This window comes from Magnetospirillum fulvum MGU-K5, assembly GCF_000442515.1.
GTDB classification, from domain to species: domain Bacteria; phylum Pseudomonadota; class Alphaproteobacteria; order Rhodospirillales; family Magnetospirillaceae; genus Phaeospirillum; species Phaeospirillum fulvum_B.
On the sequence record NZ_AQPH01000050.1, the window covers coordinates 1 to 20,796 of the forward strand.

The window sequence follows — 20,796 nt, forward strand, 5'->3', positions numbered from 1 at the left end:
GCCCAATTGGCGTGATCGACCAGAAGCTCGCGGCTGTTCTTCATGTGGCGAACCACAGAGACATGGCCATGAGCCATCTTGCCCTGACGCTTGAACACCAGAACGGCGCCTTCACGCGGGCGATTGCCGCGATCATAGACACCAGCCGCCGCTTCCCACCACTTCCAGGCATCGCCCTTCAGATTGAGGCCGCTGACGTCGCGGGCATAAGTCACGCATTGGATAGCGGCGTTCGCCTGGAAAGGCGTTGCCAGGGCCATCGTCGCCACGATCGCAAAGGTGGCTGGCAGAATGGTCACACTCCGCACCGGTACCCTCCCCTCCGGTTATTGGCTTGTTCGATTGTCACCATTTGAAAAGCCGATGGCAACCATTTTCGTGAAATGCATCACATTTAGTCTGGAAACGTCGTTCGCTCGCAGAGGAGGCGATTGCCCTCGATATCGGCCCGGGCCGGGTGCATCGTTTGCTTTCGGGCGGGACGGGGCAGGGCTATGATTGGCGTCGTTTGAAGGAGGAGTGTGATTCTGCGACCGTTCTCGAAGCTGTTGACGGCGGCCTGCCTGGCCCTCGCGACCCCTTCCGCCCTGGCGGCGGAGCAACGCCCGCTGGTCATCGCCGGAGGCGAGGTGACCGGCTATTACTTCCCGGTGGCCGGTGCGCTGTGCCGGGTCATCAACAAGGATCATCCCCACGGCATGACCTGTACGGTGATGCCGTCTTCGGGGTCGGCGGCCAATCTGGCCGCGCTTCGGGCCGGAGAGGTCGATCTCGCCCTGGTCCAGTCGCGCGCGGCCCAACTGGCGGTCGCCGGAGAGGAAGGCTTTCACGATGCCGGGCCGATGCCCGATCTGCGCGCGCTGATGGCGTTGCATGGCGAGGTCGCGGTGGTGCTAAGCCGCCCCGGTTCGGGCATCGAGCAGATCGGCGACCTGAAGGGAAAGCGGGTCAATCTCGGCCGTCCCGGCTCGTTCCAGCGGGTGATGGCCGAAACCGTGCTCGACGCCGCCGGTCTGTCCCAGGGCGATCTGTCGGTGCTGGTCGAACTCGACCTCAACGAGCAGGTCGCGGAATTGTGCCAGGGCAATATCGACGCGGCGGTGTTCACCGGCATCCATCCGATGACCGAGGTCCAGACCGCGATCGAGGATTGCGGCGCGACCCTGGTGCCGATCCGGGCCAAGTCGGTCGAGCCCTTTTTGCGCAAAAGCCCGTGGGTGGCCCGCTTCGTCGTCAAGGGGCGGACCTATGACGGCCAGAAATCCGACATTCCCGCCCTGGGGATGAAGACGTTGCTGGTCACCAACCGGCTGTCGAATGACGAAGTGGCCGATTTGATGCAGACGATCTGGGCCAATTTCGGGGCGCTGACCCGGCTGCATCCGGTGCTGAACGACCTGACCCGGACCGAGTCCAGCCATGACGGGATTCCGGTCCGTCTGCATGACGGGGTTGACCGCGCTTCAACCCGGTCGTCAACCGAGGCGGCGGACGGCAAGAAATAGCGGAGCAACGATGCGGGGTGCCCGAAAAGGCGGCCCCGCACCGTTGCCCCGGTTCCGATTACTTCCGCACCGATTGCAGGAAGTGGTCGGCTTCGTCGTTGAGGTCGGCAACGACGTTGGCCAGAGTCTTGGCACTCCAGATCACCCGGATCGTTCCGGCACAGGCCTGAGCCGACGCCTTCGACAAATGGGTGACGCTGCGCGACACCTCGCCCGCCTGATGGGCGACCTCGGTGATATTGCTGGCGATGTCGCGGGTGGTGGCCTCCTGCTCCTGCACCGCGCTGGCGATCGCGGTCGAGATATTATCGATCTCGCGGATGGTCGCGACGACGCCCTCGATGCTGGTGGTCATCTCGCGGGTCGATTGCTGCACCGCCGCCACCTGCTGCGAGATTTCCTCGGTCGCCTTGGCGGTCTGGTTGGCGAGGTGTTTGACCTCGCCCGCGACGACGGCAAAGCCCTTGCCCGCTTCACCGGCCCGGGCCGCCTCGATGGTGGCATTGAGGGCGAGAAGGTTGGTCTGCGCCGCGATGTCGTTGATCAACTGGACGACATTGCCGATCGCCCGCACCGCGTCGGACAAGCCGACCATCTGGCGGGCGGTGGTGTTGACGTCCTCGACCGCTTTCTGGGCAATGCGCGAGGAATGGCTGACCTGCTGGGCGATCTCGTTGACGGATTCCGCCAACTGACGGGTCGCTTCGGACACCGCTGCCGCGCGTTCGGTGGTGATCTCGGCCGCCTCGCTGACCTCCAGGGTGCGTCCGCCGCTCTTTTCCGAACGGTTGGCCATCGATTGGGCGGTGTTGCGGATGCCAGCGGTCGATTCGTCGACGCGGGCGACCTTTGACTTCACCGTGTGTTCGAAATTGTTGGCCATGTCCTGGCGGGCCTGGGCGCGTTGGGCCGAGGCGCGGTTACGCTCCTCTTCCTGACTGGCGCGCAGACCCTCGGCCTCGACCATATGTTCCTTGAACACCTGGACGGTGCGGGCCATGTCGCCGACCTCGTCCTGCCGCTCGGTCCCCTCGATCGAGACAGACATGTCGCCCTTGGCCAGCCGCTCCATCAAAGTCGACATGCTGTTGATCGGACGGATGATCACCCCGGTCAGAATCCAGCGCACCACCAGCACCGAAACGATGGTGGCGACGATGCCAAATCCGATCAGCCACATGATGATACTGCGCAGTTCGGCCCGTTCCGCCGCCGTCGACAGCGAACTCGACAGTACGGCGATCACCTCGCCATCGACGATCCCCATCCCGCCGTGACAGGTGTGACAGACTTCCTGATTGGCCCCCTCGGTGACGCCCAGCACGATCGGCAGCGAATAGCGGTAGTACCCGCCAACAAAGCGTCCGACCGGCTTGCCGGTGGCCAGCGCCTCGCGATCGACCTCGTCCTGCGGAGCCTTGGGGGCGCGGTCGGGCTCGGCATCCTTCATATATTCGGTGACCTTCGGCCCCCACACGCTCCACACCTTGCCGGCATAGTCGGTGTTGCGGCTGTCGAACCACTTGTTGAAGACCTTGATGCCGATATTGTCACCATCAACCGGGCGCGTCGCCATCACGTTGACGATCAGGGCGTGAAGCGAGGTCATTTCGTTGACGCTCAGCTCGTGCAGCTTGCGTTCCATCGCTCGTTCGTCGTAGCGGGCAATGAACAGGACGATTACCGTCGCCATCACAATCACGCCCATTCCGATCACGATCATGAACCGTTGTCTGAGCCGCAGGGCCCCCCATCCGGCCTTCCTCATTCCCTCTCTCCTCTCAAACTCTCTCTCATCGTCTTGAACTCTCCCGGTTTACCGGGTTATCGCGAAGATCTTTGTGGTCTCGGTTAGTTCCAACATCCTCAGCACGGTTTCGCGCGGACGGAGGAGGGCGAGGGCGATGTTGACTTTGCCCAGGTCCTCGCGGGCGATGTAGAGCAATCCGAGCCCAACCGAATCGATGTGGCTGAGGCCGGACAGATCGAACGTAACCCTTCGTTTGCGCGAAACGACCAAGTCGGCAAGCAATTCCTGAAACTGGCGTTCGGCGGCGAAATCAAGCCGCCCTTCAAGCGCCACAGTCAGGTGATCACCGTCATCGGCAAGCCGATACTGTATCCCCCGCTTTTCCACCCCCGTTATCCCCCCTCGGTTCAACTCCCTTCCGTGGCACTCTCCCATGGAAAGGTCATCACCAGAGTCCGTCCCCCGTCTTCGGACTCGATGGTGGCGCAGGCGCGCCGGATCAGGCCCAGGCCGCGCCCGCTGCGGGCGTCGACACGAGCCTCTTTCTTAATCTGTGCGGCCAGATTGAAGCCCGGCCCCTGGTCCGACACCGCGAGGGTGAACGAACCGGGCTGGCGGGCCAGAACGTGAATCTCAATGCGCCTGGACGCCATGACTGGGTCGCTGAGACGCTCGCGCATCACCTGACGGAAGGTGTCGAACCCCTTGGGCGTGGCGCGGAGATGATTGGGAATTTCCAGATTGCCGTGGATGATGGCGTTACTGACCGCCTCGGCCAGACAAATTTCCATCAATTCGGCGTTCTCGCCGTTGGCAAGGGCCAGTCGCCGCCGGATCGCGACCGCGATCAGTTCGACCAGGGGAACGGTACAGGCGCTGGTGGCAGTCAGCGACAGGGCCATTCCCCCGGCACGCACCGTTTCGATACAGCGTTGGCCAATTCCTGCCAGTCCATCGGAGCCGATTTCCAGGAAACCGGCGTAAGGGGGGACCAGGCTGTGGCGGATCGTTTCGATCGTCGCCGGTCCGGCCAACAGCAGCGTCGGCCCATCTGCGTCGGTACCGTCCGGGGGGGAGGCGGAGTGCGGGGCCAGGCCCAACGCGGCGCATTGCCGATCGACATCCCACATCCGGTTCATCGTTCCAACCAGCCGCAACCCCGGCGCGGCGTTTGGCTTCACGTCGGGGCACGCCGTCGATGTCATGGGGGGCTCTCCGCTAATCGCCGGATTCCCAGCGCGGTCATGTCGTCTTCAAGCGGCATTCGCACCCGCGACTGGAACCCGTCGATCAGGTCCGCGATCGAGGCCCGGCCGGTGCGGGCGATCGTCTCTTCGGCCAGGGTGATCAGTCCGGCCTCGCCGAACAGGTCGCCTTGTTCCTTGGGGGCGTCGGTGATCGCATCGCTATAGATCATCAGGGCGGCACCGGGCGGGAACGGTTCGCAATGGTCGCGGTAATGGGGGTCGGCGGACAGGCCCAGCGGCACGCCCTGGGCGTCGAGAAAGCGGACGGCGCCATCGGTGATGAGCAGGGGCGCAGGAGCCCCGGCCGAGGCCCACTCGATTTCGCCCCGGACGCAATCGATCGTACAGAGGAACATCGTGGCGAAATGGCCGCGCCCGAGCAGGCCGCGCAGGGCGATGCCCAACAGGCGCAAGGATTCGGCCGGAGTTTGTTTCGGTGACCAGCGGTCGCTGATCAGGGCATGGAGGCGAAAGACGTTGAGGGCGGCACCGATGCCGTGGCCGGTGAAGTCAAAGGAATAGAAGCTCATCCGGTTGCCGCCGCAATCCAGACAGCCCCACAGGTCGCCGCCGATCCCCAACGATGGTTCGAAATAAGATTCGACCTCCAGCCCCAGCGCGGACAGACGGGAATCGATCCGCTCGGGCCGGGGCAACAGGTCGAACTGCATCGCCCGCGCGGCGTCGATTTCGGCCATCAGGGTACGCTGTTGCTGGGCGATCCGGCGCAACAGGGTTTCACGTTCGATCTGGCTGGCCATCCGGGTGATCGCATACCGGATCGCCCGCCCGACGGTCCGTTCGGGGTCGTCGGATTTGACGAGATAATCCTGGGCTCCGGCTTCCAGCGCGGCGGCGGCCAGACGCTGATCGTCCATTCCGGTCATGATGACGATCGGAATCCGCGGTGCGGCATCCTTCATCCGCGCCACCGTGCCCAATCCGGTCGAGTCCGGCAGGCTGAGATCAAGCAGTACGACATCAAGCGAGGCTCCGCTCGCGACGAGCGCGATGGCTTCGGTCAGGCTGGAGACATGGGTCACGGCGAACGCGGGCTGACGGCACCCCATCAGCGCAATCTGAACCAGGCGGGCATCGCCCGGCTCGTCCTCAACCAGCAGAACCGCAAGCGAATCCCGGTTGGGACGCAAGGGCGGCAGCACCGAGGGCAGGCCCGGATCGGCACCGGGCGAATCCAGCCATCCCGCCGTGCGGCTGGGCAAGCGGATCAGTCGACCGATGCCGGGGGTTCCCGGCGACAGGGCCGAATCGGTTTGCACCGCGCCTCCGGTCCTCTTCATCCCGGCTCCGTGACCTCAAAATTTCACGGGACATCCTAAGACACCCGCTCGACCGCCGTCCAGGATCGCGCCAATCTTTGACGCAGAATCAGGGATGAAAAGAGTGTCTGCTCGGGGTATCCTGTCTTTAGGCAGGGCTGGGTTTGTGTTTGCCCGGCCTGCGGGAACGGAGTGGGTGAAAAGGACGTGGAAGTGGGCGACCTGTCCGGTCCAGAACCCCAGACCGAGGACGATACGGCATTGACGCGTGCGGCACTGGAAACCGAGGTCGCCCGCCTTGCCGCCGAGTGTCGAGCTCTGCGCGAATCCGAATCCCGGTGTCGCGGTGTTGTCGCGACCGTCGCGGATTGGCTTTGGGAAACCGATTCCGAATACCGCATCACTTTTTTGTCCGAAGGATTCGAGGCCGCGACCGGCCTTGTTGCCGCCGAGGTGCTCGGCGAGCGTCCGTGGGACGCCTTTCCCGATGACAGCGATCCCGAGGCCGATCGGTGGCGCGAACATATTGACGCCCTGACTGCCCGCAAGGCGTTTCGCGACTTTAAATATTGGCAGCAGGACCGTGACGGCCATGCCCGTTGGATCAAGGTCAGCGGCGCGCCGCGCTTTGACGAAGATGGACACTTCATCGGCTATTATGGCGTGGGGGCCGATATCACCTCGGCCGTGTCCAGCGCCCACCGGATGCACATGCTGTCGCGCGCGGTCGAACAATGCCCGGCCTCGATCGTCATCACCGATCTGGCCGGTGAGATTCAGTATGTGAATCAGAAATTCGTTCAGGTCACCGGCTATACCCCCCAGGAATCGATGGGGCAGAATCCCCGCATCCTCAATTCCGGTCTGAACCCGCCCGGCACGTTCGAGGAAATGTGGCAGGCGTTGAGTTCGGGGCGGAAGTGGGAAGGCGAGCTGATTAACCGGCGCAAGGACGGGGACCTGTACTGGGAATACGCCTCGATCCAGCCAATTCAGAATGTCGAAGGGGCCATCACCAATTATCTGGCGATCAAGTCCGACATCACGTCTCAGAAGCATAACGAGGCGCGGCTGGCGGCGCTGGTCGAGGAATTGCGCCATTCCAACGACGAGCTTGAACAATTCGCCTATGTTGCCAGCCACGATTTGCGCCAGCCGCTCCGGATGATCAGCGCCTATCTCGGGCTGCTGGAAAAACGGCTGGCTCCGGCGCTCGACGGCGAAACCCGCCAATTCCTCGGCTTTGCCCTGGACGGGGCCAAGCGTTTGGACCGGATGATCGTCGATCTGCTGCAATATTCCCGGATCGGCCGGGTGACCTCGCAGATGGAGCCGGTCGATCTCGGCGATGCGCTCCGCGACAGCCTGCGCCATCTCGAGGTCGCGATCGTCGAAGCCGGGGCCGAGGTGCGGATCGAGGGATCGTTGCCGGTCTGCCTTGGTGACCGCCTTGAACTGATGCGGCTGTTCCAGAATCTGATCGGCAACGCGATCATCTATGTCCGTTCGGATCATCCCCCCGCATCGTGGTCAGCAGCCGCGATGGCGGTGACGAATGGGTGGTCACGGTCGAGGATAACGGGATCGGCATCGCCGAAGCCGACCTTGGCCGGGTGTTCGGCATTTTCCAGCGGTTGGTGACCCGCGACAAGGTTGACGGCACCGGGATCGGTTTGGCCGTCTGCCGCAAGATCGCCGAGCATCACGGTGGCCGTATCTGGGTGGAATCCGAACTCGATGTCGGCAGCCGGTTCATGATCGCCTTGCCCAAGATCGAACTCGTCGTCACTCCGCCGCAGGATTGACGACCCCGCAAGGGCGTGGGACGCTTCGATCGCAGCTTTTAGTTACAGGAGAGTCTGATGACGGCAGAAGTGTTCGCCGACGGCGTCGGTCGGGTCGATTTTTCGGGCGGGATCGTCCGGATCGAACTGGTCTCGCTGGAGCCGACCGAGGAAGGGCAGGGCCGTTTGGAGGTTCGTCAGCGGGTGGTGATGCCGGTCGACGGGTTTTTGAAATCGCTGACGACGATGGGCGATCTGGTCAACAAGCTGGTCGAGGCCGGCGTGTTGCGCCGCAACGAGACGGTTTAGGATCGGGTCTCCTCTTCATCTTTCGCTCTCCGTGATTGACTTCGGTCGAACGGGCCGCCACCCTGGCCGGATGCTTCTTGTTCATGGCACCACGGTGGACATTTCCGGCCACGGCGTGCTGATCCGGGGTGTTCCGGGCAGCGGCAAATCCGATCTGGCGCTTCGCCTGATCGATGGTGGTGCCTGTCTGGTTGCCGACGATCAGACCTGGTTGCGGGTCGATGGCAATCGGGTGGTTGCCCGTCCGCCCGAAACCATCGCCGGATTGATCGAGGTGCGCGGAGTGGGAATTGTGCGTGTGCCGCATCGGGAATCGGTGCCGCTGTCGCTGGTGGTCGATCTGGCCGACGACGCGGGCACGATCGAGCGTCTGCCCGAGCCGTCTTCGGCGGTTCTGATGGGGGTGGCGGTGCCTCGACTCGATCTGGTGCCGTTTCATGCCTCGGCGGCAGCGAAGGTTCGCCTTGCGGTGCTTTCGCCAACGCGGGATATAATGGCGACATCATGAGCCAACCTCCTTCGTCCGATCAGCCGGCGGCGGCTCTCGCCCCGGCCCCGACCGTGCCGCCCTGTTGCGGCAGCGGGCGGGTTGTGATCGTCACCGGCCTGTCCGGCGCGGGGAAGACCCTGGCGCTGAAGGGGCTGGAGGATCTGGGGTGGGAAGCGGTCGATAATCTGCCGCTGTCCCTGGTCGCCAATCTGGTCCGGTCCGGGTCGGAAACCTCACGTCCGCTGGCGGTGGGGATCGATATCCGCACCCGTGATTTCGGGGTCGAGCCGGTGCTGGACACGGTCGATCGCCTGATGTCCGAGAATGGGCGCAAGGTCGAGTTGTTGTTCCTCGATTGCGACGACGACGCGCTGTGTCGCCGCTATACCGAATCCCGCCGCCGTCATCCGCTGGCGGCCGACCGGCCGCTGTTGGACGGAATTCGTCACGAACGCGCCTTGCTGGTGCGGTTGCGCGCTCGCGCCGATCTGGTGGTCGATACCACCGGGCTGGCTCCGGCGGCGCTGAAGCGGGTTCTGGCCGGTCATTTCGGGTTGGAGACCGATCGGGGGCTGGTGGTGTTCGTCACCTCGTTCGCCTATCGCAACGGCCTGCCGCGCGAAGCCGATCTGGTGTTCGACGCCCGCTTCCTGACCAATCCGCATTACCGGCCCGATCTGCGCCCCCTGACCGGGCGCGATCCGGCGGTGGCGGCCTATGTTGCCGCCGATCCGGCCTTTACGCCGTTCGTCGATTCTTTGACCGGGTTGCTCGCACCTTTGTTGCCGCGCTTCGCCGCCGAGGGTAAGAGCTATCTGACGATTGCCATCGGCTGTACCGGGGGCCGACATCGGTCGGTTGCCGTAGCCGAATATATTGCCGATTGGTTGCGCGGCCGGGGTGAACGGGTCGATTTGCGCCACCGTGAACTCGACGAAGGAGCCGCGGGATGAGACAACGGGGGATACGGAATTTTTCGGATTCGCGTCCGGGCGGCCGTTCCGGCTGGATTCCCGGCGTAACAGGGGGGTGGAGATGATCGGACTGGTTCTCGTCACCCACGGGCGGTTGGCCGACGAACTCGTCGCCGCGCTGGAGCACGTGGTGGGGCCGCAACCCAATGTCGGAGCCGTCTGTATCGGTCCCGACGACGATATGGAACAGCGGCGCAACGACATTCTGGAAAGCGTCGCCTGTTGCGACGATGGGGCCGGGGTGGTTCTGTTGACCGACATGTTCGGCGGCACGCCGTCGAATCTGGCGATCTCGATCATGGACAAGGCGCGGGTCGAGGTAATCGCCGGGGTCAATCTGCCGATGCTGATCAAACTGGCCAGCGTCCGCCATTCCGAGCCCTTGGCCGAAGCGGTGGCCAGTGCGCAGGAAGCCGGGCGGAAATATATCAACGTCGCTTCAAAGCTTTTGACCCAGGATCGTCGATGAGTACCGATAGTCTTCACCGTACCGCTCTGATCGCTAACCGCCGCGGGCTGCATGCCCGCGCCGCCGCCAAGTTCGTCAAGCTGGCCGCGACGTTCAATGCCCAGGTCACGGTCGGCCATCGCGGCACCGAGGTTTCGGGCATTTCGATCATGGGACTGATGATGCTGGCGGCCGCGCCGGGATGCAGCATCGACATTTCGGCCCAGGGGGCCGATGCCCAGGCCGCTCTTGACGCCCTGACCGATCTCGTCGATCGCAAATTCGACGAAGACTGACGTCCAATAAATCGCCGCCGGATCAACGGCGGCGGACATATAACAGGTGAGGTGGGGGATGACGATCCGGGCCGCAGAGGACGAGATCGTACTGGAAGGTTTGGCGATTGCCCGTGGTGTCGCCATCGGCGTCGTCTTTCCGCACGATGCCGGGACCATCAAGGTACCCGAGCGTCGCATCGAGTCCGATCAGGTTGCCGACGAGTGTGCTCGCTTTACCGAGGCGGTGGCGAGCGCGGCCCGTCAGGTCGAAAGCTTGCAGGAAAAAGCGGTTGATCTCGGTGGCGCCGCCGCCGAGGAGATGGGCTATCTGCTCGACGCCTATCGCCAGATGCTGAAGGGCTCGCGGCTGACCCGCGGGGTTCAGCATCGCATTGCCGAGAAATTGCTGAACGCCGAAGCCGCCGTGCAGCAGGAAATCGCCGAGATCGTTCGTGGTTTCGAGGCGATGGAAGACGCCTACCTCGCCGCCCGCGTCGCCGATATCAAGGATATCGGCCGCCGTCTGCTGCGCAGTCTGACCCATACGCCCTATCGTCCCTTTACCGATCTGCCCCGCAATGCGGTGATCCTGGCCGAGGAAATGACCCCGGCCGATACCGCGCTGCTCAATCCGCGCCGGGTCGCCGGGCTGGCCACCGTGGTCGGCGGTGCCGAAAGCCACACTGCGATCATGGCCCGTTCGCTGGGGTTGCCCACCGTGCTGGGCGTCAGCGGGCTGTTGCGCGGATTGCGCGGCGGCGAGCCGATCATCGTCGATGGCACCGGCGGCGTGGTGGTGATCAACCCGTCGGCGACGACGATGGCGCATTACCGCAAGAAGCGCGCCGATTGTCTGCGGGCCCGCCGCGCCCTGGCCCGTCTGCGCGACGTCCCGGCCGAGACCCGCGACGGCACCCGGATTCTGCTTCAGGCCAATATGGAGCTTCCCGCCGAGGTCGCCTCGGTGCTGGAATCCGGGGCCGAGGGTATCGGTCTGCTGCGCAGCGAGTTCATGTATATGAACCGCGATGACGTTCCGTCGGAAGACGAGCAATACCAGCTTCTGCGCGAGTTGATCGAGCGGCTGGGCGGGCGGCGACTGACGGTGCGGACCTTCGATGCCGGGGGCGACAAGCTGGCTCCGGCGCTGGGCTGTTCGATCGGCCCCAATCCGGCGCTGGGCCTTCGGGCAATCCGGCTGGGATTGGCCCGGCCCGAATTGTTGGAAACCCAGCTTTCGGCGATCCTGCGCGCTTCGGCCCACGGTCCGGTTCGGATTCTGATTCCGATGGTGGCGACGGTCGAGGAATTGCGCACGGCGCGGCGAATGATGGAATCCGCCCTGGCCCGTCTGATTGCTGCCGGGGTTCCGGTGTCCGATCCGCCGCCGCCATTGGGGGCGATGATCGAGATTCCCGGCGCGGCGCTGGCCGCCGACGCCTTGGCCGCCGAAGCCGATTTCTTTGCGATCGGCACCAACGACTTGACCCAATACACTCTGGCGATCGACCGCTCGGACGAGGCGGTGGCGCATCTGTTCAACCCACTGCATCCGGCGGTGCTGCGTCTGATCCAGTTCTCGGCCGATGCCGCTGCCAAGGCGGGAATCCCGCTGTGTGTTTGTGGCGAGATGGCGGGCGACCCGCGCTATACCGCGCTGTTGCTGGGGTTGGGGATTCGCGATCTGTCGATGAGCACCAACAATCTGCCGATGGTCAAACAGCGGATTCACGAGATTGATCAAGGTGCCGCCGAACTCTGTGCCCGCGCGGTGATGGCGGAATCCGATTCGGCGCGGATCGCCCAGTTGGTCGATTCGTGCCATGCCGATGGACGGTGCGAGCGCTAGCTCAACGATTTGAGGTGGAGCGCAGCGCCCGGCGCTTGAGGGGCACATACCCCGCACTTCGCTGGAGGCGTTGAAAGATTGGGGCGGCGGCCGACGCAGAGGGGGAGTAGTGGCGTCGACCGCCGCTTTTGCCCGGAGCCGCCTGCTTTGGGGGCGGGAGGGATCTAGCGGCCTCCGAGAACGTATTCTCATCTTTGCCTGAGATTGTGGCGATTTGATGGGAGATCGTGGCGACGTATACGGATAGCGTCTTCCGTCTCCGACCTGTTTCAGGGTAGTTTTTACGCTAACAAACCCCCACTTAGGGGTAGTGTCCTGCGGCGGCTCGCCGGGGGGCGGCGGCTTCGCCCGCCCGCCACGGGCTGCATCAAAAGACGAGATGACGAGAGGATTTGGTCGTGCTTGAAGCCTATCGCCAGCATGTCGCCGAGCGCGCTGCGCTCGGGATTCCCCCCTTCCGCTGACGGCGGCGCAGACCGAGCAATTGGTCGCCCTGTTGCGCACCCCCCCCACGGCGAGGCCGAGGCCTTGGCCGAGATGTTGGCCTGGCGGGTGCCCGCCGGGGTTGACGACGCCGCCCGGGTCAAGGCTGCGTTCCTCGAAGCCGTCGCCAAGGGCACCGAGGCCAATGCGGCGATCAGCCGCGCGCGGGCGACCGAACTGCTCGGCACGATGCTGGGCGGGTTCAACGTCAAGCCACTGATCGATCTGCTGGCTGATGCCGAGGTCGGCGCGATCGCCGCCGAGGGGCTGAAGACCACCCTGTTGGTGTTCGATTTCTTCCACGACGTCCGCGCCCTGGCCGAGGGCGGCAACGCCAACGCCAAGTCGGTGCTGACCTCCTGGGCCGAGGCGGAATGGTTCACCTCGCGCCCGCAAGTGCCGGAAAGCCTGACCGTCACCGTGTTCAAGGTCTCGGGCGAGACCAACACCGACGATCTGTCTCCCGCGCCCGACGCCTGGAGCCGCCCCGACATCCCGCTGCACGCCTTGGCGATGCTGAAGAATGCCCGTCCCGGCATCGAACCGGACGAGCCCGGCGCGCGTGGTCCGTTGCGCCAGTTGGACGCGCTGACCGCCAAGGGCAACCTTGTCGCCTATGTCGGCGACGTCGTCGGCACCGGCTCGTCGCGCAAATCGGCGACCAATTCGGTGCTGTGGTTCACCGGGACCGACATTCCCTACGTCCCCAACAAGCGTTTTGGCGGCGTCTGTCTGGGCAGCAAGATCGCTCCGATCTTCTACAACACGATGGAAGATGCGGGCGCTCTGCCGATCGAACTCGACGTCTCGGCGATGGAGATGGGCGATGTGGTCGAACTGCGCCCCTATGAGGGCAAGGCGCTGAAGGACGGCAAGGTCATCGCCGAGTTCAAGGTCAAGTCCGAGGTGATCTTCGACGAAGTCCGCGCCGGTGGCCGTATTCCGCTGATCATCGGCCGGGGCCTGACCGCGAAGGCGCGTGATGCGCTGGGCCTGCCCGCCAGCACCCTGTTCCGTCTTCCCGCCGTGCCGAAGGATAACGGCAAGGGCTTCTCGCTTGCCCAGAAGATCGTCGGCCGCGCCTGCGGTCTGCCGGAAGGGCTGGGGATGCGTCCCGGCACCTATTGCGAACCGCGAATGACGACGGTGGGCTCGCAGGACACCACCGGCCCGATGACGCGGGATGAATTGAAAGACCTCGCCTGCCTCGGCTTCTCCGCCGACATGGTAATGCAGTCGTTCTGCCACACCGCCGCTTATCCCAAGCCGGTCGATGTCAAGACCCACCACGAACTGCCCGGCTTCATCTCGACCCGGGGTGGTCTCAGCTTGCGGCCCGGCGATGGGGTGATCCATTCCTGGCTGAACCGCCTGCTGCTGCCCGACACGGTGGGCACCGGCGGCGATTCCCACACCCGCTTCCCGATTGGCCTGTCCTTCCCGGCCGGGTCGGGTCTGGTCGCCTTTGCCGCCGCTACGGGCGTGATGCCGCTCGATATGCCGGAAAGCGTGCTGGTTCGCTTCAAGGGCACGCTCCAGCCCGGCGTGACGCTGCGTGATCTGGTCAATGCGATCCCGCTCTATGCGATCCGCCAGGGTCTGCTGACCGTCGAGAAGAAGGGGAAGAAGAACGTCTTCTCCGGTCGCATCCTCGAAATCGAGGGTCTGCCCGATCTCAAGATCGAACAGGCGTTCGAACTGACCGACGCCTCGGCCGAACGCTCTGCCGCCGGGTGTACCGTCCATCTCGGCCCGGCCCCGATCATCGAGTACATGCGCTCGAACATCACCTTGATGAAGTGGATGATCGCCGAGGGCTATGAGGACCGCCGCGCGCTCGAACGCCGGATCAAGGCGATGGAAGCCTGGATCGCCGATCCCAAGCTGTTGGCCCCCGATCCTAACGCCGATTACGCCGCAGTGATCGAGATCGATCTGGCCGAGATCAAGGAACCGATCCTGGCCTGTCCCAACGATCCCGACGACGTGAAGACCCTGTCCGAGGTCGCGGGCGACAAGATCGACGAGGTGTTCATCGGCTCGTGCATGACCAATATCGGTCATTTCCGCGCTGCCGGTCGGGTGCTGGAAGGCAAGACCGATATCCCGACCCGGTTGTGGATCGCGCCGCCGACCAAGATGGATCAGATGATCCTGACCGAGGAAGGCTATTACGGCATCCTGGGCCGCGCCGGTGCGCGGATGGAACTGCCCGGCTGTTCGCTGTGCATGGGCAATCAGGCGCAGATCCGCAAGGGCGCGACCGCGATGTCAACCTCGACCCGCAACTTCCCCAACCGTCTGGGGATCGACACCCGGGTCTATCTCGGCTCGGCCGAACTGGCCGCCGTCTGTGCCCTGCTCGGCCGGATTCCGACCGTCGCCGAGTATATGGAGCAGGTCGCGGTGGTGAACGCCAAGGCGGGCGACATCTATCGCTACATGAACTTCGACCAGATCCCGGCCTTCCGCGACGTCGCCGCCACGGTGACGCTGTAGCATGTCGGGAAACGAGCCCAGGGCAATTGCCCGTCGCGGTCTGATGCTGGTCCTGTCCTCGCCCTCGGGCGCGGGCAAGACCACCATCTCGCGGGCCTTGTTGGAGCGTGAGACCGATATCTCGATGTCGGTCTCGGCCACCACCCGCTCGCCCCGACCGGGCGAGACGGACGGCAAGGATTACCATTTCGTCGACGTTGACCGCTTTCACCGGATGGTCGAAGCGGACGAGTTCCTCGAACATGCCCGCGTGTTCAGCAATTTCTATGGCACCCCGCGCGGCCCGGTCGAGGCGACCCTGGCCCAGGGGCAGGATGTGTTGTTCGACATCGACTGGCAGGGCACCCAGCAGCTGGCCCAGAACGCCCGGGCCGATCTGGTTTCGGTGTTCATCCTGCCGCCGTCGCTCGAGGAATTGCACCGCCGTCTCAGCGGGCGGGGGCTGGATTCCGCCGATGTCGTCGCCGAGCGGATGGCCAAGGCGGGCGACGAAATGAGCCATTGGCCGGAATACGATTACATCGTCGTCAATTCCGACCTGGAGCGATCGATCGGCGAGGTTCGCGCGATCCTTGCCGCCGCCCGCCTGAAGCGCGAGCGTCAGGCCGGGTTGCCCGCCTTTGTTAACCGTCTGCGCGGGCTTGACCGCGATTCCGGTGGCTGAAATGGGATGGGGCGGGGCGATCGGCTCCGCCCCGATCCGGCATCTTGTATATTCGTATTATCTAATGTAACATCCCCCCTCCGCTGGCAACACGCCCAGGAGAAAGGGATCACGATGGCCTCGTCACGTCTGCACGATTTTCCGGTTTCGTTTTTCTCCACCGTGATGGGGATGTCGGGGCTGACCATCGCCCTGCACAAGCTGGAAAAGACGCTGGGCCTGAGCGATCGGATCAGCCTTGGCCTGTTCGCATTGTCGCTGGCGCTGTTTGCCGTGCTGGCCGGTCTTTATCTGCTGAAACTGGTGCGCTATCCCGCCGCGATCGCCGAGGAATGGCGCCATCCGGTGCGGATCAGCTTCTTTCCCACCATCTCGGTCGGGCTGATTCTGCTCGGCACCGCCGCCCAAGCGGTTGATCTCGATCTTGCCCGTCTGTTGTGGGGCGTGGGGGCCGGGGCGCATCTGCTGCTGACGATCGCGGTGATGTCGTCCTGGATCAACCAGACCCATTACGAGATCGTCCATTCCAACCCGGCCTGGTTCATCCCCGTCGTCGGCAACATCGTCGTGCCGATTGCCGGAGTCAATTTTGCCCCCGCCGATCTGTCGTGGTTCTTCTTTGCCATCGGTCTGCTGTTCTGGCTGGTGCTGCTGACGATCGTGGTCTACCGGCTGATCTTCCACACCCCGCTGCCGGGTAAGCTGGTGCCGACCCTGTTCATCCTGCTGGCCCCGCCGTCGGTCGGCTTCATCGCCTGGGAGGCGCTGAGCGGCGGGATCGATGCCTTTGCTCGTCTGCTCTATTTCTCCGCTGTGTTCCTGTTCCTGCTGCTGATGGTCCAAGTACCGCGCTTTTCCGGGCTCAGCTTCACCTTGTCGTGGTGGGCCTATTCCTTTCCGCTCGCCGCGTTTTCGATCGCAACGATGGTGATGGGGGAAAAGACCGGGACGGCGCTGTATGTCTGGGCCGGGCTTGGTTTGGGGGGCGTGCTGGCCCTGCTGATCGCCGGTTTGTTCGCCCGTACCGTGCTGGCGGTGGTGCGGGGCGAGATCTGCCGACCCGAGGCGTAGGGGCGCGTTGAGTTGATCTTGGCGCGTCTCGCAGGCTACAGTGCCGCGCTGACCGACCGGGAGCTTCGTCCGCGTGCAAACCTATCTTGATCTGCTTCGCCGTATCCGCAGCGAGGGAACCCCAAAGGGCGACCGCACCGGCACCGGGACATTGTCGGTGTTCGGCCATCAGATGCGGTTCGACCTCGCCGACGGCTTTCCGTTGCTGACGACGAAGAAGCTCCACACCCGTTCGATCTTTCACGAATTGCTGTGGTTCCTGAAGGGCGAGACCAACATCGCCTATCTGAAGGCCAACAACGTCTCGATCTGGGACGAGTGGGCCGACGAAAACGGCGAATTGGGGCCGATCTATGGCAAGCAATGGCGTTCGTGGCCGGGTCGCGACGGCACGGCAATCGACCAGATCGCCCAACTGGTCGAGCAGATCAAACGCAATCCGGACTCGCGGCGTCTGATTGTGTCGGCCTGGAATGTCGCCGAAATCGCCGACATGGCCTTGCCGCCGTGTCATTGCCTGTTCCAGTTCCACGTCGCGGCGGGGCGGCTGTCCTGCCAGCTTTATCAGCGCTCGGGTGACGTCTTCCTGGGGGTGCCGTTCAACATCGCCTCTTATGCGCTGCTGACCCACATGGTGGCCCAGGTCACCGGGTTGCAGCCGGGCGAGTTCATCCACACCCTGGGCGATGCCCACCTTTACCTGAACCACCTCGAACAGGCCGATCTTCAATTGACCCGCGACCCCCGGCCGCTGCCGCGCCTGCGCCTCAACCCGGCAATCGACGATCTGTTTGGCTTTACCATCGACGATATCGGGATCGAGGGCTACGACCCTCATCCCCACATCAAGGCGGAGGTCGCGGTATGAGCGCCGCCCCCTCGCTGATCGTCGCCGTCGCCGCCAACGGCATCATCGGCCGCGACAATCAATTGCCCTGGCATATCCCCGAGGATTTGCGCTGGTTCAAGCGGACGACGCTGGGTAAGCCGGTGATCATGGGGCGGCGCACCTGGGACTCGCTTGGCCGTCCGCTGCCGGGGCGGCTGAATATCGTGCTGACCCGGCAACCGGGCTGGAGCGCCGAGGGCGCGGTGGTGGCGGACTCGCTCGACCACGCCTTGGCCCTGGCCGAGACGCACGCGCCGGATGTCGAGGCGATGGTGATCGGCGGGGCGCTGATCTTCGCCGAGGCGCTGCCCCGGATCGGGCGGATCTACCTGACCGAAATCGCCCGCGACTATCCGGGCGATACCTGCTTTCCTGCCTTCGACCGCGCCGACTGGGTCGAAACCGCCCGCGAGGCGCATGACGGCGATCCCGCCTATGCCTTCGTCGTGTTGGAGCGGAGAGCCGAGTCTCTCCGCGTCTGAGCGAACGTTTCTCCGGGGGTTAAGCCCCGTCATCCCCGGGCTTGACGTCCTCCAGCGCCTCAAGACGATTCTCGATCCGGTTAAGACCCGTCATCCCCGGGCTTGACCCGGGGGTCGATGAGTCACGGTCGAGACGGAATTGGAATCAGGAGGTGTCCTGCCCGGTAGGGATGCGCGGGTCAAGCCCGCGCATGACGAAGAAGAGGGCGGCGACACAGTCAAGGACGGTATCGCGCAGCCTTGACCTACACCGCGACCCGACGGATTTCGCCCAAGGGCACGAAGCCGGGATGGGCGTCGCGGAACACCTTGAACGTCTTGGGGCCGCGCCCTTCGGCGAAATCGTCATGGGCCTGGATCAGGGCGGCGCGACAGACGGCGGTGGTTTCATCGTCGTTGAGGCCGGTGATATCGGTGGTGCGGATCAGGTCGCGGAACCGCTTCAGGATGTGAAGACGGCTGACGCGGATGACTTGCGGGTCATAGGGGACGCCCAACGTGTCGAAGAACTGCTCGGCGCTGGACAGTTTGGCCAGGGTTTCGAGAATCATCGCTTTCAGGCTCCTTTTAGATCGGGGCGACCGAGGCACGCACCGCGTCGCGGTGAAAGCGCTTCAGGTCATCAAGAGTGGGAATGGTCTTGGTGCGGTCGGCATGGCGGCGGACCTGGGCCAGCATCCGTCGCGCGCCGGGCGTGTCGATTTCCAGCCCGGCTTCGTGGCAGGCGTGCAGCACCGAGGTCAGGCCGGAATGCTTGCCCAGCACCAGCCGGTGGTCACGGCCGAGTTCATGGGGGTCAATCGCCTGATAGGTGCGGCGGTCACGCAACAGGCCGCTGACATGGATACCGGATTCGTGAGTGAAGACGGCATCGCCGACGATGCTTTTGTTGACCGGCACCGGGCGACCCGAGGCGACGGCGACCAATTGCGATACCGGCCCGAGCGAGCGTTTGTTGATGCCGGTGGGAAGGCCGTAGAGGTGGTCGAGTGCCACCACCACCTCTTCCAGCGGCGCATTCCCGGCGCGTTCGCCCAGCCCGTTGACGGTGGTGCTGACATGGGTCGCGCCGCCCTTGACCGCCGCCAGGGAATTGGCGGTGGCCAGCCCGAGATCGTCGTGGGCGTGAATTTCCAGCTCGATCTCCGTCGCGGCGCGCAGGGCGGTGAAGCGCTCGTAAACGCCGAATGGCTCCATGATCCCCATCGTGTCGGCGAAGCGGAAGCGGCGGGCTCCGGCGGCCTCACAGGCCTGGATCACCTGGATCAGGAAGCCGGGATCGGCCCGTGACGAATCCTCGCCGCCGACCAGCACCTCGAACCCCATCGCGCAGGCCCGGCGCACCGAATAATCGATATGATCCAGCGCCCAGGCGCGGTCGCGCCCCAGCTTGGCCGACAATTGCAGATCAGAAACCGGGATCGACAGATTGACGATGCCGACCCCGCAGGTTGCCGCAGCGGCAAGGTCGTCTTCGCGCATCCGGCACCAGGCGATCAGGCGGGATTTGAGTCCGAGCGCGGCGACGGCGCGAATGCCCGCCTGCTCATCCTCGCCCATCATCGGAATGCCGACTTCGATCTCGGGCACTCCGGCGGCGTCGAGGGCGCGGGCGATCGCCAGTTTCTCGGAGCGGCGGAAGGCGACGCCAGCGGTCTGCTCGCCGTCGCGCAACGTGGTGTCATTGACAATGATCGGGGCGCGCACAGCCATGGTCCGTCTCCTCAGCCGCAGGTGCCGGACGAGCAGGAGCAACCGGGCGGAGGCGGCGGTACCGCGTTGGGATTGTCGAAGACGAAGCCCGATCCCATGGAGGATTCGGCGACGTAATCCATCGTCGCGCCGACCAGCCACATCGCCGAGCCGGGATCGACGAACACCTTGACGTCATCGACGTCGATCACTTCGTCATCTTCGGCGGCCTGTTCCTCCAGCCCCATGCTGTAGGTCAGTCCCGAACACCCTTTGCGGACCAGCACCCGCAGTCCGGTATACTCGCCTTGGCAAACCTCGCGGATCACCTCGACGGCTTTGTCGGTCAGGCTCAACATGATGGTTTCCTCCTCGAAGGCTGGGAAAGCCCCATGTCTGAAGGACAATGCAAGGGCGATGCCAACCGGGGAAAGGCGGAAATCCGGGGTTTTGTGGGTCGTGGGGGCTGGCTGGGATGCTACGTGTTGCGTCCATCCTGTCGCGTTTGCGACAGGGGGAGCGAGTCCGCCGCGGGCGTGCCGTCCTCGGCCCCGAAACACAGGCCGTAATCGACACAGACATCGCAATTGGGCGATTTGCAGATGATGATGCCTTCGCGCTGGCAGAGCTGGCGATAGAAGAACTTCTTCCACTTCATGTCGCGGCTGTTGAGGGCGGCCAAAGTGGGGAAGTGGCGGCGGATCAACGCCGACAGGTCGGCGCGTCCGGTCAGGCCGAGGTCTTGCCACAGATGGTTGGCCCCCAGCGAGCGGCGGGCCAGGATATGGGCCAGCCACTCTTCCTCGACCAGCACGCCGCGGCGATTGCCCAGGATCAGGGCACGTAGATCGGGTTCTTCGGGCGAGAGCGGCAGATCGTCATGAATTTCGACCGACAGACCGGCCAGCAGGTTGGGAGCGTCGGGGAAATGGCGGCCGATCAGGGCCGCCAGCGATTCCGACGACAGCCCCAATCCCCGCGCCAATGGGGCGGACCCGTCGTTCAGGGCGACGCGGATCGCACAGGCGAACAGGTGGCGGTCGAACGGATCGCCGCCCCCCGGCCCATCCATCAACCGGGCATACAGGGTGTCGGCCATCCG

General features: G+C 64.4%; 22 protein-coding genes and 1 pseudogene. 14 read left to right on the forward strand and 9 right to left on the reverse strand.

The features are described 5' to 3' along the window. Window positions 1-299: CHAP domain-containing protein (locus tag K678_RS12235; RefSeq protein ID WP_021132773.1), on the reverse strand; the 299-nt coding region annotated here is incomplete at its 3' end. A gap of 222 nt (window positions 300-521) precedes the next feature. On the opposite strand from K678_RS12235, the gene K678_RS12240 reads away from it, so the two are divergent. Next, window positions 522-1,505 carry a TAXI family TRAP transporter solute-binding subunit gene (locus tag K678_RS12240; protein WP_021132774.1) on the forward strand — a complete coding sequence of 328 codons (984 nt, stop codon included), beginning with the start codon at window positions 522-524 and terminating at the stop codon, window positions 1,503-1,505. 58 nt (window positions 1,506-1,563) lie between these two features. On the opposite strand, the gene K678_RS12245 is transcribed toward K678_RS12240, so the two are convergent. Genes K678_RS12245 through K678_RS12260 form a run of 4 tightly spaced genes read right to left on the reverse strand, consistent with a single transcriptional unit; the run spans window position 1,564 to window position 5,803 of the window. Then, the gene (locus K678_RS12245; RefSeq protein ID WP_021132775.1) at window positions 1,564-3,273 is read right to left on the reverse strand and encodes a methyl-accepting chemotaxis protein; all 1,710 of its coding nucleotides are present in this window, start codon (window positions 3,271-3,273) and stop codon (window positions 1,564-1,566) included. A gap of 48 nt (window positions 3,274-3,321) precedes the next feature. Then, entirely contained in the window at window positions 3,322-3,642 is a 321-nt protein-coding gene (locus tag K678_RS12250) for an STAS domain-containing protein (protein ID WP_021132776.1), read from the reverse strand. Between the two features lie 20 nt (window positions 3,643-3,662). Continuing rightward, window positions 3,663-4,460: an ATP-binding protein gene (locus K678_RS12255; RefSeq protein ID WP_021132777.1), complete on the reverse strand. Its 798-nt coding sequence runs from the start codon at window positions 4,458-4,460 to the stop codon at window positions 3,663-3,665. After that, the gene (locus tag K678_RS12260; protein ID WP_021132778.1) at window positions 4,457-5,803 is read right to left on the reverse strand and encodes a PP2C family protein-serine/threonine phosphatase; all 1,347 of its coding nucleotides are present in this window, start codon (window positions 5,801-5,803) and stop codon (window positions 4,457-4,459) included. Before K678_RS12260 ends, K678_RS12255 begins: the two co-directional genes overlap by 4 nt. A 186-nt stretch (window positions 5,804-5,989) precedes the next feature. On the opposite strand from K678_RS12260, the gene K678_RS12265 reads away from it, so the two are divergent. From K678_RS12265 to K678_RS12320, 13 genes and pseudogenes are all read left to right on the forward strand, one after another. Further along, window positions 5,990-7,423, forward strand: coding sequence for a sensor histidine kinase (locus K678_RS12265; RefSeq protein WP_155804539.1), 1,434 nt, complete (start codon window positions 5,990-5,992; stop codon window positions 7,421-7,423). Beyond that, on the forward strand, window positions 7,342-7,587 hold the full coding sequence (locus tag K678_RS19530; RefSeq protein WP_231376253.1) for a sensor histidine kinase: 246 nt from the start codon (window positions 7,342-7,344) through the stop codon (window positions 7,585-7,587). The genes K678_RS12265 and K678_RS19530 overlap by 82 nt, the downstream gene beginning before the upstream one ends. A gap of 57 nt (window positions 7,588-7,644) precedes the next feature. Next, window positions 7,645-7,875: a hypothetical protein gene (locus K678_RS12270; protein ID WP_021132779.1), complete on the forward strand. Its 231-nt coding sequence runs from the start codon at window positions 7,645-7,647 to the stop codon at window positions 7,873-7,875. 70 nt (window positions 7,876-7,945) lie between these two features. Beyond that, window positions 7,946-8,383: an HPr kinase/phosphorylase gene (locus tag K678_RS12275; protein WP_021132780.1), complete on the forward strand. Its 438-nt coding sequence runs from the start codon at window positions 7,946-7,948 to the stop codon at window positions 8,381-8,383. Then, window positions 8,380-9,318 (forward strand): RNase adapter RapZ, encoded by a 939-nt coding sequence (gene rapZ / locus K678_RS12280; RefSeq protein ID WP_021132781.1) that lies wholly within the window; start codon window positions 8,380-8,382, stop codon window positions 9,316-9,318. Before K678_RS12275 ends, rapZ begins: the two co-directional genes overlap by 4 nt. Before the next feature lie 82 nt (window positions 9,319-9,400). Then, window positions 9,401-9,808 carry a PTS sugar transporter subunit IIA gene (locus K678_RS12285; protein ID WP_021132782.1) on the forward strand — a complete coding sequence of 136 codons (408 nt, stop codon included), beginning with the start codon at window positions 9,401-9,403 and terminating at the stop codon, window positions 9,806-9,808. Beyond that, window positions 9,805-10,083 (forward strand): HPr family phosphocarrier protein, encoded by a 279-nt coding sequence (locus K678_RS12290; protein ID WP_021132783.1) that lies wholly within the window; start codon window positions 9,805-9,807, stop codon window positions 10,081-10,083. Before K678_RS12285 ends, K678_RS12290 begins: the two co-directional genes overlap by 4 nt. A gap of 58 nt (window positions 10,084-10,141) precedes the next feature. Further along, window positions 10,142-11,914 (forward strand): phosphoenolpyruvate--protein phosphotransferase, encoded by a 1,773-nt coding sequence (ptsP, locus tag K678_RS12295; RefSeq protein WP_021132784.1) that lies wholly within the window; start codon window positions 10,142-10,144, stop codon window positions 11,912-11,914. 398 nt (window positions 11,915-12,312) lie between these two features. Beyond that, a pseudogene (gene acnB / locus K678_RS12300) lies at window positions 12,313-14,896 on the forward strand (bifunctional aconitate hydratase 2/2-methylisocitrate dehydratase). A 1-nt stretch (window position 14,897) separates the two neighbouring features. Next, window positions 14,898-15,560, forward strand: a complete 663-nt coding sequence (gene gmk / locus K678_RS12305; protein ID WP_021132786.1) for a guanylate kinase — start codon at window positions 14,898-14,900, stop codon at window positions 15,558-15,560. A 114-nt stretch (window positions 15,561-15,674) separates the two neighbouring features. Then, window positions 15,675-16,631, forward strand: a complete 957-nt coding sequence (locus K678_RS12310) for an SLAC1 anion channel family protein (protein ID WP_021132787.1) — start codon at window positions 15,675-15,677, stop codon at window positions 16,629-16,631. A gap of 73 nt (window positions 16,632-16,704) precedes the next feature. Further along, complete coding sequence (locus K678_RS12315) at window positions 16,705-17,499, forward strand: thymidylate synthase (RefSeq protein ID WP_021132788.1); 795 nt, start codon at window positions 16,705-16,707, stop codon at window positions 17,497-17,499. Further along, complete coding sequence (locus K678_RS12320) at window positions 17,496-18,002, forward strand: dihydrofolate reductase (protein ID WP_021132789.1); 507 nt, start codon at window positions 17,496-17,498, stop codon at window positions 18,000-18,002. Before K678_RS12315 ends, K678_RS12320 begins: the two co-directional genes overlap by 4 nt. Window positions 18,003-18,247: 245 nt before the next feature. On the opposite strand, the gene nifW is transcribed toward K678_RS12320, so the two are convergent. The 4 genes from nifW to K678_RS12340 form a co-directional block, all read right to left on the reverse strand. Next, window positions 18,248-18,553, reverse strand: coding sequence for a nitrogenase-stabilizing/protective protein NifW (gene nifW, locus K678_RS12325; RefSeq protein WP_021132790.1), 306 nt, complete (start codon window positions 18,551-18,553; stop codon window positions 18,248-18,250). A 16-nt stretch (window positions 18,554-18,569) separates the two neighbouring features. Further along, on the reverse strand, window positions 18,570-19,715 hold the full coding sequence (gene nifV, locus K678_RS12330; protein ID WP_021132791.1) for a homocitrate synthase: 1,146 nt from the start codon (window positions 19,713-19,715) through the stop codon (window positions 18,570-18,572). An 11-nt stretch (window positions 19,716-19,726) separates the two neighbouring features. Then, a complete protein-coding gene (locus K678_RS12335) occupies window positions 19,727-20,053 on the reverse strand; it encodes an iron-sulfur cluster assembly accessory protein (RefSeq protein WP_021132792.1) in 327 nt (108 codons plus the stop codon). Between the two features lie 119 nt (window positions 20,054-20,172). Continuing rightward, a complete protein-coding gene (locus tag K678_RS12340) occupies window positions 20,173-20,793 on the reverse strand; it encodes a nitrogen fixation protein NifQ (protein WP_021132793.1) in 621 nt (206 codons plus the stop codon). Window positions 20,794-20,796 lie beyond the last annotated feature (3 nt).

Coding starts and splice junctions, on each gene's coding strand:
- rapZ (WP_021132781.1), top strand. CDS start 8,380: ATGAGCCAACCTCCTTCGTCCGATCAGCCGGCGGCGGCTCTCGCCCCG.
- K678_RS12310 (WP_021132787.1), top strand. CDS start 15,675: ATGGCCTCGTCACGTCTGCACGATTTTCCGGTTTCGTTTTTCTCCACC.
- K678_RS12245 (WP_021132775.1), bottom strand. CDS start 3,273: ATGAGGAAGGCCGGATGGGGGGCCCTGCGGCTCAGACAACGGTTCATG.
- K678_RS12285 (WP_021132782.1), top strand. CDS start 9,401: ATGATCGGACTGGTTCTCGTCACCCACGGGCGGTTGGCCGACGAACTC.
- gmk (WP_021132786.1), top strand. CDS start 14,898: ATGTCGGGAAACGAGCCCAGGGCAATTGCCCGTCGCGGTCTGATGCTG.
- K678_RS12275 (WP_021132780.1), top strand. CDS start 7,946: ATGCTTCTTGTTCATGGCACCACGGTGGACATTTCCGGCCACGGCGTG.
- K678_RS12340 (WP_021132793.1), bottom strand. CDS start 20,793: ATGGCCGACACCCTGTATGCCCGGTTGATGGATGGGCCGGGGGGCGGC.
- K678_RS12260 (WP_021132778.1), bottom strand. CDS start 5,803: ATGAAGAGGACCGGAGGCGCGGTGCAAACCGATTCGGCCCTGTCGCCG.
- nifW (WP_021132790.1), bottom strand. CDS start 18,553: ATGATTCTCGAAACCCTGGCCAAACTGTCCAGCGCCGAGCAGTTCTTC.
- K678_RS12320 (WP_021132789.1), top strand. CDS start 17,496: ATGAGCGCCGCCCCCTCGCTGATCGTCGCCGTCGCCGCCAACGGCATC.
- K678_RS12255 (WP_021132777.1), bottom strand. CDS start 4,460: ATGACATCGACGGCGTGCCCCGACGTGAAGCCAAACGCCGCGCCGGGG.
- ptsP (WP_021132784.1), top strand. CDS start 10,142: ATGACGATCCGGGCCGCAGAGGACGAGATCGTACTGGAAGGTTTGGCG.
- nifV (WP_021132791.1), bottom strand. CDS start 19,715: ATGGCTGTGCGCGCCCCGATCATTGTCAATGACACCACGTTGCGCGAC.
- K678_RS12290 (WP_021132783.1), top strand. CDS start 9,805: ATGAGTACCGATAGTCTTCACCGTACCGCTCTGATCGCTAACCGCCGC.
- K678_RS12335 (WP_021132792.1), bottom strand. CDS start 20,053: ATGTTGAGCCTGACCGACAAAGCCGTCGAGGTGATCCGCGAGGTTTGC.
- K678_RS12270 (WP_021132779.1), top strand. CDS start 7,645: ATGACGGCAGAAGTGTTCGCCGACGGCGTCGGTCGGGTCGATTTTTCG.